Below are 13,362 nucleotides of genomic sequence, written 5' to 3' on the forward strand. Positions count from 1 at the left end.
TGGGTACAGGTCTAGCCCAGATACTGGGCTAGAGTCTAATAATAGACTGGCCTGGCGGTCATTACTTGGAATAATATAGCTCCCTATAATGAGGAAAAGAGGAGGTTACGGAATGAACAAATCGTCGGCTAAATAAATGCAACGGAGACATAGCCGGCCGATAAAAACAGTGGATAAGGAGAATGGAAAGTGAAAAAGGCAAGCCTTATCGTTTTAACCGCAATCCTATTTCTTATGTCAGCGGTACCCGCTTTTGCAAAGGAAACGGAGAAAGCCGCTAATCAAGAGCTGGAGAACGTTCGGGCGTTTGCCAAGCTATATGGATATGTCAGATTCTTCCACCCGAGCGATGAAAATGAGATGATCGACTGGAATCGTTTTGCCATTCATGGAGTAATCCAAGTAAGGGCTGCCAAAACAAAAGATGAATTAACAACAACATTGCAGGAGCTTTTCTATCCGATCGCTCCGACGATGAAACTTACGAAGCAAGACAACGCAAGTCGGCTCAGCCCGCCTGCACAAGCCCAAAATTTGACTGCTTGGCTACACATTGGCGTCGGATTGAACAATCCTGTATACAAGAGTTTACGGCTGCAATCTGACGATTCTAGCAAGCTTGCTTTCATCATCGGTGAATTGAAGCTTACGGATCAGGTTCTGCAGGCAGGGGAAACGGTTGCCAAGCAGATTACTCCGGATGTATATGCACACATTCCTCTGGTGTTATACCGGGACGATAAGGGAACGATCGGCGCCACACCGAAATCGGCACACGCTATGAAGCAGCTTCAACAGCAACTGGCGAGCATCGATCTATCCAAAGCTTCAATAGATGATAAAAATGTCCGCTTGGCAAACATCGTTATCACTTGGAATGTTCTTCAGCATTTTTATCCTTATTTCGATGTAGTCAAGGTCGATTGGGAGCAAGCGTTAACAAAGACGCTGGAGCAAAGCTTGATAGACAGCACAGCAGATCAGTTTTTTCAAACCATCAGAAAAATGTTAGAGAAAACCCAAGATGGGCATAGCTTGGTTCAACAAATAAATCAGACCCGTGAGCAGGCTTACCTTCCTTTAAGCGTTCAATGGATTGAAGAGCAAGTGGTCATATCGAACGTGAGAGAAGGCATCGATCTGAAACCGGGAGATATCATCGTAAATATTGACGGGAAAAGCGCCACAACCTATTTTAAGCAACTGGAAAAATATATTTCCGGCACAACGCAGTTGAAACGGTGGAGAGCGGCCGAACAATTTGTGGCCGGGAAGATCGGAAAGAAAGCAACACTGACGGTTCAACGCGAAGAAAATAGATTTAACATCTCTATTCCTTTCTCGGGCAAAGATAAAGTGGTCGATGAATTTATTCGTCCTGTCTCTATTGAAAAAGTCGGAGACGAAATATATTACGTTAATACAGCACAGGTAACGCCTGACCTATTTAAGGAGAAGCTGAATGAGCTGGCCAATGCAAAAGGAGTTATCTTCGATTTAAGAGGATATCCCGCTCAGAGCGAAATTATTCACCTTCAAATGTTGTCCTATTTAAGCGATCGGCAGATGACATCGCCAAAATTCGATATACCTATATTTGTATACCCGGACCACGACCAAAGAAACGACTCTTACCTCAACCTGCAATCGACAATTGAACCTTTGCAACCAACATTCAAAGGGAAGATCGTATTTCTTGCCTATGGCGCCTCCCTTAGCGCAGTAGAAGCGACAATGGGTGTCGTTGAACATTATCGATTAGGAGAAATCGTCGGAGAAACGACGGCAGGCGTAAACGGGAACATTAACAATATGAATTTGCCGGGCGGCATTGATGTTCGATGGACAGGAATGAGAGTATTGAAACATGACGGAAGCCAGCATCATCTCGTCGGCATTCAGCCTACCGTACCGGTGAAGCGAACCATTAAAGAGCTTCGTGAAGGGCGCGACATCTATATGGAGAAAGCAATCGAAGTCATTAATGCTGCCCAGAGTTGTCCTCGACGATAACGGATGCGATCGCATCCGTTTTACTCCGGTCCGAACCATATCCTATGTACAAGAAATTTTAATAGGGTGGCATTCGAAAACCTCGGCCAACGATCATCGCAAAACTGGATGTGCCGGTTTATTTTCATAATGGGAAAATACGACTATAATCCATTCGCCAAAATAAAAAAACGGGCGTATTTCACTGCTCCCTGCGTGCGGGGCGGTTTTTTTATGCATAAAGTAGGAAAATATGGATTTGTGTCGAATGGTAATAGGGGAATTGTCGAACTACCTTCAGCCAAAGGAGTCGTCCTCTATGCCGTATACCTCGGTACTGCCGAACTCAAGCCGTACGGGGCTTGCTTACATCTCGCTTATTCTGCTGGGGGTCATCGGCTCCCAAATCGAAATCAAGTTCCCGTTCGGTGTGGAATTTGCACTGAGTGGGGCTTTCTTCCTTGTGGCTTTGGTCCTGTTCGGTGCCGTCCGAACGATGGCGTTCGCCATCCTGGCCGCATTGGTGTTCTATCTCGCCGGATATCCTATCGATATGCTGGCGTTTATTGGATTGGAGCTCGCCGTCGTCGGCTTCCTCTACCGCCGGAGACGGAGGCTGTTGTTGTGGGACAGCTTGTTCTGGCTTGCGGTCGGAGCTCCGGCCTTCGCCCTGCTGTTTTTGGCGCGAACCGGCGTGTTCGGGACAGAGGCCATGCTCCAATATTTCACGTTCGCTGTCAATGGGATCGCCAACGCGCTTCTCGCCGATATGCTGCTTGCCTATGTGCCATGGCAGCGGCTTCTCGCACGCAGCGCGGACCGGCCGCTCTCTCTCCATCGCGTTATCGTTCATCTGGCGCTGGGCGTCGTCTTGTTCTCCTTCCTCGCGCAGATGAGGCTGGGCAGTGCCAGCGTATTGATGGAAGTGGAGCGCGAGGCGTATGCCCATTTGGAGGAGCAGTCGATCCGCGCCGAGGAAGCGCTGCGTGCTCTGGAAGGATCGAGCCGGCGGTTCCTGGAGAACGGGCCCGGCGTATGGGCGAACGTACCGCTGGCGGAGAGTGTGCTGAAGGAGGAGTCGCTGGACGGCGTGCTTAAGTTCGCGTTGACGGACGAGCGCGGCGATAGGATCGCGTGGAGCGACCGGATGTGGGCGGAATCCCGGCAGAAGTTGCTCGCAGGAGCGGGTGCGGTGCGAACCGACCTCCCTCTGCCCAAAACGTTAATCTCGGGAGATGGAGTAGAGCGGAGCCGGGTGGCCGGCTTCTACCGCGTGCTGCCAGGGGCGGCACACTACCCTTATGGAACCTGCCGCTGGAAAGACGGCTACTATGTGCTGGAACGCTATGGCGAGGCCGGAAGAGCGGGGGCGGTTACCGCCTTTCTCCCGAATGATGCGTTCCTGCCGACGATCTTTCATTTTTATGTGGGGGAGCTTGCTCTGATGCTGGCCGTGTGGGGCATCGTAGCGGGGATCGCGGTTGTGGTCAGCCGTTCTCTCGTTCGTTCCCTTGACGGGTTGAACCGGATGACGAGCGTTGATCCGATGGCAGCGGATTGGGAGAGGCAGGCATGCCCGCATAGCCGGATCAGAGAAATTCGCTCCCTGATGTTGAATTTCCGCGCCATGGCCGGGAGGCTTGCCGCGCAATTCCGCGAGCTTAACCGCATGAACGAGCATCTCGTGCAGCAGACGAAGCTGCTGGAAAAATCGGAAGAGCACCTGCAGCGGCTGGCCTATTATGATCCGCTTACCAAGCTGCCGAACCGCCATTATTTTACGATTGAGATGGACAAGTCGCTGGAGCGGGCTGAGGTAGACACCTCGTCACTGGCGCTGCTGTTCATCGATCTCGATCGATTCAAATACATTAATGATTCGCTCGGCCATAAGATCGGCGACATGCTGCTCGTTCGAGCCGGGCAGCGCCTGCTCCATTGTCTGTCGAAGCAGGAGGGAGCGCATCTGTGCGCCAGGCTGGGCGGCGATGAATTCGTCATATTGCTGGAAAAGGGAACACGCGAGGAGGCCAAAAAATTGGCGCAGCGGATCCTTCAGCATTTCCGAGAGCGCTTCTGCATTCAAGCGCATGAACTCTTCGTCTCGGCATCGATCGGGATCGCGCTCTATCCCGATGACGGGAGTACGCTGACCGCCCTGTTCAAGCAGGCCGATACGGCGATGTATGCGGCGAAGGAGCGGGGCGGGCAGTCCTATATGTTCTTCGATCAGATTCATCCGGATCTGGCTTCCGGCCGCATGCTGCTGGAAAGCTTGCTGTACAAGGCCATGGAGCGGGAGGAGCTGACGCTTCATTATCAGCCGATTGTCGATCGGGCGGGGAAGGTCGTCGCCGCCGAGGTGCTGCTGCGCTGGCGGCACCCGCAGCAGGGTTATATATCGCCTTCGCAGTTCATTCCGGTCGCTGAAGAAACCGGTTTAATCATCCCGATTGGCGAATGGGTGCTGCGCAGCGCCTGTATGCAGCATCGCCAATGGAGGGAGCAGGGCATGCCGCCGCTTCGCCTGTCGGTGAACGTGTCGCTGAGACAGTTTTTGAATCAAGATTTCGTGGCGATGGTGGAGCGTATCGTGCAGGAGGCCCAGTTCGAACCGGAGCAATTGGTGCTGGAGATTACGGAAGGTTATGTGCACAAGCATGTCGGACAAGCCAACCATGTCCTGCGGCAGCTGAAGCGGCGCGGGATGAATATCGCCATCGACGATTTCGGGACCGGCTATTCCTCGCTGGAGCGATTGAAGACATTGCCGGTTCATACGCTAAAGATCGATCGTTCCTTCGTCCGGCATCTCTCCGCGGATCCGGTCAACGCCTCGATCGTGCAGGCCGTCATTCAGCTCGGCCACAGCTTGAATCTCACCGTCATAGCGGAAGGAGTGGAGACGGCGGAGGAGTTCCATTACTTGGAGTCGTTGGGCTGCCATCATTTCCAAGGCTACTATATCAGCCATCCGCTGCCTGCGGAGGAATTCGCGGCGCGCTTCCGTCAATTCTCCCACTATGCGGACGGGAGAGCCATCGCGGAAGCGGCGGGAGGACAGGCGTAATATACGGGTCAAAAAGCAAAGAAACGGCATTCGCAACCGCGGCCGTTTCTTTCTCGTGTTACCCCTCTTTTTTTGTGACAAGGCTGAGCTTTTCCGCCTGGATGCCCAGCTTTTTGAGCAGAATGATCGCTTGCGCCTTCTCTTCCAAGCTCAGTCCGCTTAATGCCCGGCGCAGGGTCTGAGCCTGCTTCGGCAAAATATTGTGCATCTCTGTCCGGCCCTGTTCCGTCAATTCGGCGAAAATGACGCGCCGATCCTTGGAGCAAGGGTGGCGCTGCACCAGGCCGTTGCGCACGAGCTTGTCGATGACATAGGTTACGTTGCCGCTCTGCAGCAGCAGCTTCGCCCCAATTTGTTGTATCGGCTGTGGTCCTTTATGATAGAGCATTTCGAGTACGGCAAAGTCGGTCGGGTTGTAGCCTTGTTTTTTGCAGCCTGCAGCGGCATGATCGGAGACGCTCTTGAAAGCTTTGGAGAATACGCGGAACAAATGCAGGGCTTCGTCGGTGTCGCGTTGCGCCCGTTCAGACATAGTCCTTTCCACCTCGCTTTACTGGTTACATCTTCATCGTATAAGCTTAAGATGATGTCCAACATGTCATAGATCACACTTTCGGCGAAAAAGTGCAGAAAATTTTGAATATTAAATTTGATCGCGATCTTTCCGCTCCATTCGTCAATAATGGAGAGAGATCGTAAGGAGGCGGAATAAGAATGACCTATGCGAAAAACATGCTGGCTTGTCATGTGGAACCGGATCTTCAATTGACCTGGAAAGAGGTGGAGGTGCCGCATTGGGGCGAGGGGGTATTGCTTGTCCGGGTGCATGCCACGGCGCTGAACCGGGCCGATCTGCTGCAGAAGCGCGGCAAATATCCGGTGCCGGAAGGAGCGTCTCCCGTCCTTGGCCTCGAAATGGCGGGGACAGTGGAGGCCGTAGGCCCGGGAGTGACAGGATGGAAGGAGGGAGACCGGGTGGCGGCGCTCCTTCCGGGAGGAGGCTATGCCCAGTATGCGGTTATCCCGGCCGATATGGCGATGCCCGTCCCCGCGGGTCTCACTTTGGAGCAGGCGGCGGCCCTGCCGGAGGCTTATTTGACCGCCTATTTGAACCTGTTCCAACTTGGGACGCTGGGAGCCGGGGAATCGGTCCTCATCCATGCCGGGGCAAGCGGCGTGGGGACGGCCGCGATTCAGCTCGCGCGGGCTCGGGGGCGAGAGTCGCCGCCACGGCCGGCACGAAGGAGAAATGCGAGCGGCTGAAGGCGTTGGGAGCAGAGCTCGTCTTGAACTATAAGACCGAGCCTTTGGCCGAGACAGTGCTGTCCTGGACGGAGGGAGCGGGCGTGAATGTCGTATTGGATCCGGTATGCGCCACGTATTGGAATGATCATATGCGCTGCATGGCGATGGACGGCAGGCTGATCTTGATCGGAACGCTGGGCGGCTCGAAGGCGGAGGTGGACTTCATGTCCGTCATGCTGCGCCGCTTGCATGTCATCGGGAGCACGCTGCGCGGCTTGCCTCCAAAGCGCAAGAGCGAACTGACGAAGGCGTTCCGGAGCTTCGCCGGGGAATGGCTGGAGCGCGGCGAGTGTCTGCCCGTCATCGATTCGGTATGGCGGCCCGAACAAATAAATGAAGCGCATCAGCGGATGGAACGTAATGAAAATGTAGGAAAAATCGTTCTCTTGGTGCCTTAAGCCATAAGGGAGAGCAAGCTAGAAGAAGGTGTCGGTATGATCGTATTGGATACACGAATCGAAGAGGCGGGCTATGACAAAGGCGAGCCAACGATTCGCAACATTTCCTTTCAAGTGAACGCTGGGGAGCTTGTCGGACTTATCGGGCCGAACGGGGCCGGCAAGAGCACGACCATCAAGTCCATCCTCGGCATTATGCGCGAGGTCAAGGGGGCCATTCGCATCGGGGACGGAACGGGGACATATGCCTATGTGCCGGAGCAGCCCGTCCTGTATGACTCGATGACGCTGTGGGAGCATCTGGAGCTGGCCGCCGCCGCCCATGAGCTCCCGGAAGCCGAGTTCCGGGAGCGGGCGGAGGAGCTGCTGGGCATCTTTCAATTAACCGAAGTGAAGCATCATTTGCCGGCCAGCTTCTCCAAAGGCATGCAGCAGAAGCTGATGTTAATTATCGCCTTCCTGCTCAAGCCTTCCTTATATATCGTGGACGAGCCGTTCGTCGGCCTTGATCCGCGGGCCACCCGGCGCTTCCTCCGGATGCTGGAGGAGGAGCGGAAGCGGGGAGCCGGCGTCCTCATGAGCACGCATGTGCTGGATACGGCGGAGCGGGTATGCGACTCGTTCGTGCTGATCCATGAAGGGCGCATCGTCGCTTCCGGAACCTTGGATCAAGTACGCGCAGCGAGCGGGCTCCCGGAAGGGACGCTGTTCGACTGCTTCGAGGTGCTGACGTGAAGCGGCCGTATTCCGGGCCGTGGAGTCTCGCTCTGTACCGATGGTCGACGAATGCCGCCTATCAATGGAAGGCGCTGCGGTCTGCGCTGGATTGGACCGTATGGCTCTATATCGCCATTCCGGCGCTGCTGCTCGGGATTAAATTCTACTATGATTCGTGGACGCTGCCGTTACCGGCGGCCTGGATTGCGGTACCGAGAGAAATATGGCTGCTGCCCTTCCTCCTCCCGGTGCTGTCCGGCACGCTTCATACGTGGAGCGAAGCGGGCGACGTTCTGTTCCTCAGGCAGAAGAAAGCGTGGTGGAGCCGGCTGGCCGCCTTCGGAGTGCTCACGTATACGGTGCGCAGCATCTTGATGACGGGACTTATCGCCGTTGTGGCAGCCCCCTGGCTGATCAAGGGATACGGCCTGACTGCAGGGGAGCTGGCCGCTTTGGGCGCCGGGATCGCCTCCTTGGCCGTATTAACGGCCTGCGTTCGCAACCGCGTGCAGACGGAATGGCATGGCTGGCGGCGCGGCGGTCTCGGCATATTGACCGGCCTTGCGGCGATTGCCGCTTTCCGCGGCCTGACCTGTCTCTTGTCCATTTATCCTGCGCTGCCGTTGGCCGGGACGCTGCTGCTGTGTGCCGTTGCCGTGCCCTCTGTGCGGTATCGCCTGCGTGTCCCCCATGCCTTCGAGCGCGATGTCGAGCTGGAGAGCCAGGCACGGATGAGACTGACCGCGCTGCTGCTGTCGCAGAGCATGGACAAGCCCGTGCGGCGCAAGCGGAAGCGGGGCTTGCTATTCCCGCGGTCAGGCTATTTTATGAAGCGGAAGAACGGCGGGCAGATCATCGGCTCTTTGGCCGTCAAGTCGCTCCTCCGCAGCCGCAATCATGTTATGTTTTATCTTCAGTTCATTGGGGTTGGCTTGTCCGGGGTCGTTGCCTCCGTCATGTCCCTGTCAACCTTGTACTATTTAATCGTTCCTGTCCTGTGCGGCGTGCTAAGTTTCTGGCTAAGCTCATATTGGAGGGAATTCATTGAGGGAGACGTGCCTTCGATGTTCTCGTTCCGATCCTCTCACCTCCAGAATGCGGCGGCGCATATGGTTCAGGTGCTGGCGGCTGTTCCCGGCTTCCTGTGGGCGCTGGCAGGCGGACTGTTCATTGCGCCGCCGCTGTTGGCAGTCGGCATGGGGCTTGCAGGCGGACTGGCGGCCGGCGCGATTGGAACCGTCATCGTGCAGATCAAGGGCTGGAAGCAGAAGACGAAGGAAGAGCAGGAAGGAAAGGGGAGTCAATTCGGCGCGTGAAACGATGAACGGATGAGATTCCGGTCTTGCGGGCATATTATGTCCAAAGCGGAGAAAGAGGAGGGCAAGACATGGAAGCAGCCGCTATCCGGTTCCGGTTCCCGGAAGCCGCGAGTGCCCGATTGGCCTTCGACACCTTGGAAGAGCTCGGCTATGAGCCGGTGTATGACGGCGATCACCGCACGGAGCTTCATATTCATGTGGAGAAGCGAGATCTGACCTCAGCGATGGAGATTGCCGAGGCTCACGGCGGCACGCTTGTGGAAGAGGGAGATATGACCGAATCCGCGATCGTGAATGATGCCTATAATATCGATCTCATTCCGATTCCGGCGCATGTGATCAATGAGGATTGGGCAGACGACGACCGGTATGCACTGGCCGCATCGAGTCATGACGATCTCGCGGCGCGGGAAGAGGACGCGATGGGCTGGAATGACGATACGAACCAGTTCCCTGGAGGAATTCATATCTAGGGCAACGCAAGAAGCGGCTTCACTCCCTGGCGGCCACAGGGTGGGAAGCCGCTTTGCTGCTTATTGGAGGGCGGCGGCATGCATCCCGGCCGTATATCCGGTAGCGAATGCGGCCGTAATGTTATAGCCGCCCGTATACCCGTGCACATCAAGAATTTCCCCGCAGAAAAAGAGCCCCCGCATCAGCTTCGACTCCATCGTGCGCGGGTCGATCTCCTTCAAATTGACGCCGCCTCCCGTGACGAACGCGTCCTCCAGAGACAAGGTTCCGTTCACCTTGACGGGGAAGGACGTGATCAGCCGGCACAGCTCTTGGAGCGGCTGCTTGCGAATATGATCGCGGGTCACGCTCTCCTCGATGCCGGCCTGCCCGAGCAGGATGGGAACCATCCGATCGGGGACGAGATGTCTAAGCACATTTTTGATCGCCTTCTTCGGTTCCTGGCTCCACCGTTCCATTAGCTGCCGCTCGAGCTCCTCCAGACTGAGCCCCGGCTTCATGTTGATAGTCAGCAGCACCGTCTCTTGCCCGGTTCGCTTTCGCTCCTTGACGACGAACTGGCTGCAGCGAAGCGCGGCTGGCCCGGACAGTCCGAAATGCGTAAAGAGGAGATCTCCCTCATGCTCAATGATCTTTTTGCCCCTGGCGTTCCACACGGTAAGACGGATATCTTGAAGCGATAAGCCCTGCAGCAGCTTTTCGCGGATAAAATAGGCCTGCGAGGTCAGCGGGACCTCCGTCGGATACAGCTCGGTTATCGTATGCCCGGCAGCCTCGGCCCAAGGATAGCCATCGCCGGTAGAGCCTGTGCGGGGAACGGACTTGCCTCCCGTCGCGACGATAACCGCTTTTGCGCGGATGATCGTGCCATCCGGCAGGCGGACGCCTTCCACGGCGCCATCAGCGTAGAGCACCTCGGACACGGGCCGGTTGGTCATGATCGTGACGCCCCGCTGGCGGACTTCCCCGATAAGCGCTTCGACCACGGTTTTTGCCTTGTCCGACACGGGGAACATCCGGCCGTTGTCCTCCTCCTTCAGCGCGATGCCAAGTCCCTCGAAGAAGCGGATAATATCCCGATTATTGAAATGTGACAACGCGCTGTATAAAAATCTCCCGTTTCCCGGAATATGACGAATCAGTTCATCCAACTCTTTATTATTCGTTACGTTGCAGCGCCCGCCGCCCGAAATGCCGAGCTTGCGGCCCAGTTTGTCCCCTTTGTCGATCAGCAGCACGTTCGCGCCTTCCCCCGCAGCAGCAATACAGGCCATCAATCCTGACGGTCCGCCGCCGATAACTATAATATCGGTCTCTTTCATGTCATATGCTCCTTCACCGTCGTTTCGTCCCTTATTGTATCGCATTATGTAGAAAAATGCCTAAAAGGTTGGTTTGCTCCATTGTCAAACTTGGGCATTTATGTTTTAATCAATGCATTCCACAACATGCCAGAGGAGAGAAATCATGTACATCGCTTTGAAGGAAACCCTTCTGCAAGTCCTGATTGCTTGTATACCGGCGTTCTCCTGCCAGCTATGTTCCATTCGGTCGGCCCGGCCGCTGCTGACTCGGCTTGCTGTTGGAGCGGCTTCCGTGATTTCCGTGTTTCTGTGCATCCTGTTCTCCTTTCATCATGCGGAGGCTTCGCAGCCATTTGATTTCCGGCTGATCCCTTTTATGCTGGGCGTGCTGTACGGCGGATACCGCATCGGATTGGTTATGGTGGCCCTCTATACCGTTTTTATTATCGCTTTCCCACTATATCAACCGGCGGGGAACCAATGGGGAGATGCCCTGATTTATTTAACCCCGCTATTGTTTATTAGCATTAACAAGTTCCGTCAGTCCGGCTTGCGAATGCGGCTAGTCATCATTATTTCCTTCTCGCTACTCGGCATGCTCGTCTACAGCATTGTCTATGCCGCGTATCTTTGGACGGCTCCGGTGGAGACCGCTGTCGGCGCCCTTGGCTCTCCCTTTATCGTCTTGTTCGTCCTCGTGTTCCTGCTTACCGCATGCTTGGTGCTGTATATGATGGAAGGCACGAGGGAGAAGACGTTTCTCCAGCAGGGCTACCGGATTGTCTCCCGCCAATACCGGGAGGAGGTCGAGAAGCTCAAGCAGATTCTCAACACGGCTCCGCTCTGCGTCATTGCCATCGATGCCGAGACTCGCATTACCGCCCTCAACGATATGATGATCGAAGGGATTCAAATGCAGGTTCCCGGCGTGACGAGGGCGCAATTAATGGGGCGTCCTCTGCGGGATCTGCTGCAGAAGATGGGAGATGAGCCGAATAAGTTCATCATCCTGCAATGGGCTCTTCAAAAAGGGGCTGTCGAAGGCGAAGTGGCCCGTCTCGGCGAACGGGATTATTACATTCTGGCGAAGTCTATCTACAGCCAAGAGACCGGGGAGATTGTCGGCGCGGTCGGCATGGCGCATGATGTGACCGAGCTGTCCAAGCTGCGCGCCGAGATCGGCAACATGGAGCGGCTCCATCTGGTCGGCCAGATGGCGGCCAGCATTACGCACGAGATACGCAACCCGATGGCGGTCATTCGCGGGTTCATGCAATTGATCCAGGAGAAGAGTCCCGACAATATGAAGGACTATTACCGGATTGTAATGGACGAGATCGACCGTGCCAACGGAATTATCAACGATTTCCTGGCGCTGGCGCAGAACCGCATCGTAGAGAAGGAAATGGTCCATCTTCACGATATAATGAAACAGCTGTCGCCGCTGCTGTGGGCGGATGCGAATCTGCGCGGCCAGGAGATCATCTATCAGTTGGGCGAGAATATTCCGGAGCTGTGCCTGGATACGAAGGAAATGAAGCAGCTTATTCTGAACCTGTCGCGCAATGCGCTGGAATCGATGGAGTCGATGGAGAAGCGGGGGACATTGACGCTCACTACGCGTGCCGTGCCGCAAGGCGTTCAGCTCCTTGTAAGCGATACCGGGTCAGGTATACCGAACGCTGTCATGGAAAAGCTGTTCGAGCCGTTCTATACGACCAAGTCCAAAGGGACAGGACTTGGATTGCCGCTCTGCTTGAGCATCGTCGAACGGCATGAAGGAACGATCGAGATCGAGACATCGGAGCGGGGGACCACGTTCATCGTCACCTTCCATATCGATCCGAAGCGGCGGGGGGAACCGCATCAGGGGCAGGAACATAATCCGCTCGAAGCGTTGAATGCGCTCTAGACGTCCGCTATCATAGATGAGGGAGGTGAGCGTGTGAACGTCATCCAGATTGGCAGTTTGACCATCAACGGCGATTTACTGGCAAGCTTCGCGTCCTTCCTGATCGCGGCGCTCATCATCTCGCTTCGGGCCCGCATGGACAAGGGATTGAATCGCCGCTATGCCGACTGGGCCTACGGGGTTGCCTTCCTCTGCATGCTGAATGCGAAGTTCGGCTTCCTGTGGGACGCGCCGTCGATTTTGTGGGAACAGCCGCGCACGCTCTTGTTTTTGAGCGGGACGTCCATGGACGGCAATGTGCTGCTCGTACTCGCCCTCATCGTGTGGACATCCGTATACATGAGGCGACACAGCCTGTCATATCCGGTGCTGTCCGACTTGCTCGCCTACGGGCTGCTGGCATTCCTCGCCGCTTATGGGTGGCTGTACGCGGTACAGGATAGCGCGGCGCCGGGATATACGGCGCTGCCGATGCCCAGCGGCATCTCCCCAAGAGGCCTGCCGCCTGTCGAGTCGATGCTCGCTCTGCTATGGCTGGCGGGAATCTGGATGAGACGGCGTCCATTGGGGAAGCTGTCGGATGCGCAGTGGACCTTCGTTCCCGTAGGGGCCTTCGGCATGCTTGCCAGCTTCCTGAAGTCCCATGAGACCGTATGGATGGGACTCGCCCCGGAGCAATGGATGTGCGTTGTGCTGCTGGCTGCGGGATATATGGTTGTCCGGCACCGGGAAAAGACGGAGACACGGACGGATTCCCCATCGGAACGCTCCCCGGACATAGGGGAAGGATAGCCGCTTCTGCAGGTGCGCATACTAGACGCGAGACTGCATGAAGGAGGCCTATGGAGATGCAAGAAAGCCATTCCAAGGA

Annotated in this window: 11 protein-coding genes; 9 read left to right on the plus strand and 2 right to left on the minus strand. The window is 55.8% G+C overall.

Annotation, left to right across the window (positions count from 1 at the left end):
- The first annotated feature begins 189 nt into the window (after window positions 1-189).
- A complete protein-coding gene (locus tag L6439_RS01860) occupies window positions 190-2,013 on the plus strand; it encodes a S41 family peptidase (RefSeq protein ID WP_213468729.1) in 1,824 nt (607 codons plus the stop codon).
- A 298-nt stretch (window positions 2,014-2,311) separates the two neighbouring features.
- Window positions 2,312-5,062: an EAL domain-containing protein gene (locus L6439_RS01865; RefSeq protein WP_213468730.1), complete on the plus strand. Its 2,751-nt coding sequence runs from the start codon at window positions 2,312-2,314 to the stop codon at window positions 5,060-5,062.
- A 58-nt stretch (window positions 5,063-5,120) separates the two neighbouring features.
- Here L6439_RS01865 and L6439_RS01870 read toward each other — a convergent pair whose 3' ends face one another.
- Window positions 5,121-5,594, minus strand: a complete 474-nt coding sequence (locus tag L6439_RS01870; RefSeq protein ID WP_168178453.1) for a MarR family winged helix-turn-helix transcriptional regulator — start codon at window positions 5,592-5,594, stop codon at window positions 5,121-5,123.
- Between the two features lie 182 nt (window positions 5,595-5,776).
- On the opposite strand from L6439_RS01870, the gene L6439_RS01875 reads away from it, so the two are divergent.
- The 5 genes from L6439_RS01875 to L6439_RS01895 all read left to right on the plus strand — a co-directional run bounded on the left by L6439_RS01875 (window position 5,777) and on the right by L6439_RS01895 (window position 9,274).
- Window positions 5,777-6,325: an alcohol dehydrogenase catalytic domain-containing protein gene (locus L6439_RS01875; RefSeq protein WP_237096715.1), complete on the plus strand. Its 549-nt coding sequence runs from the start codon at window positions 5,777-5,779 to the stop codon at window positions 6,323-6,325.
- 5 nt (window positions 6,326-6,330) lie between these two features.
- Window positions 6,331-6,765, plus strand: a complete 435-nt coding sequence (locus tag L6439_RS01880) for a zinc-binding dehydrogenase (protein WP_237096716.1) — start codon at window positions 6,331-6,333, stop codon at window positions 6,763-6,765.
- 36 nt (window positions 6,766-6,801) lie between these two features.
- The gene (locus tag L6439_RS01885; protein WP_213468731.1) at window positions 6,802-7,500 is read left to right on the plus strand and encodes an ABC transporter ATP-binding protein; all 699 of its coding nucleotides are present in this window, start codon (window positions 6,802-6,804) and stop codon (window positions 7,498-7,500) included.
- Window positions 7,497-8,798 (plus strand): ABC transporter permease, encoded by a 1,302-nt coding sequence (locus L6439_RS01890; RefSeq protein ID WP_213468732.1) that lies wholly within the window; start codon window positions 7,497-7,499, stop codon window positions 8,796-8,798. Before L6439_RS01885 ends, L6439_RS01890 begins: the two co-directional genes overlap by 4 nt.
- Before the next feature lie 71 nt (window positions 8,799-8,869).
- Window positions 8,870-9,274: a DNA/RNA helicase gene (locus L6439_RS01895; RefSeq protein WP_168178456.1), complete on the plus strand. Its 405-nt coding sequence runs from the start codon at window positions 8,870-8,872 to the stop codon at window positions 9,272-9,274.
- A 60-nt stretch (window positions 9,275-9,334) separates the two neighbouring features.
- On the opposite strand, the gene L6439_RS01900 is transcribed toward L6439_RS01895, so the two are convergent.
- Complete coding sequence (locus L6439_RS01900) at window positions 9,335-10,597, minus strand: BaiN/RdsA family NAD(P)/FAD-dependent oxidoreductase (protein WP_168178457.1); 1,263 nt, start codon at window positions 10,595-10,597, stop codon at window positions 9,335-9,337.
- Window positions 10,598-10,742: 145 nt separating this feature from the next.
- Between L6439_RS01900 and L6439_RS01905 the strand changes: the two genes are divergently transcribed.
- The gene (locus L6439_RS01905; protein WP_213468733.1) at window positions 10,743-12,491 is read left to right on the plus strand and encodes an ATP-binding protein; all 1,749 of its coding nucleotides are present in this window, start codon (window positions 10,743-10,745) and stop codon (window positions 12,489-12,491) included.
- A gap of 33 nt (window positions 12,492-12,524) precedes the next feature.
- On the plus strand, window positions 12,525-13,283 hold the full coding sequence (locus L6439_RS01910; RefSeq protein ID WP_213468734.1) for a hypothetical protein: 759 nt from the start codon (window positions 12,525-12,527) through the stop codon (window positions 13,281-13,283).
- Window positions 13,284-13,362 lie beyond the last annotated feature (79 nt).

The sequence above is a fragment of the Paenibacillus dendritiformis genome (assembly GCF_021654795.1).
Classification (GTDB): Bacteria; Bacillota; Bacilli; order Paenibacillales; family Paenibacillaceae; genus Paenibacillus_B.

Excerpts from the sequence above, each read along its gene's own strand:
- L6439_RS01875 (WP_237096715.1), top strand. The coding sequence starts at position 5,777 with ATGACCTATGCGAAAAACATGCTGGCTTGTCATGTGGAACCGGATCTT.
- L6439_RS01895 (WP_168178456.1), top strand. The coding sequence starts at position 8,870 with ATGGAAGCAGCCGCTATCCGGTTCCGGTTCCCGGAAGCCGCGAGTGCC.
- L6439_RS01870 (WP_168178453.1), bottom strand. The coding sequence starts at position 5,594 with ATGTCTGAACGGGCGCAACGCGACACCGACGAAGCCCTGCATTTGTTC.
- L6439_RS01885 (WP_213468731.1), top strand. The coding sequence starts at position 6,802 with ATGATCGTATTGGATACACGAATCGAAGAGGCGGGCTATGACAAAGGC.
- L6439_RS01900 (WP_168178457.1), bottom strand. The coding sequence starts at position 10,597 with ATGAAAGAGACCGATATTATAGTTATCGGCGGCGGACCGTCAGGATTG.
- L6439_RS01905 (WP_213468733.1), top strand. The coding sequence starts at position 10,743 with ATGTACATCGCTTTGAAGGAAACCCTTCTGCAAGTCCTGATTGCTTGT.
- L6439_RS01865 (WP_213468730.1), top strand. The coding sequence starts at position 2,312 with ATGCCGTATACCTCGGTACTGCCGAACTCAAGCCGTACGGGGCTTGCT.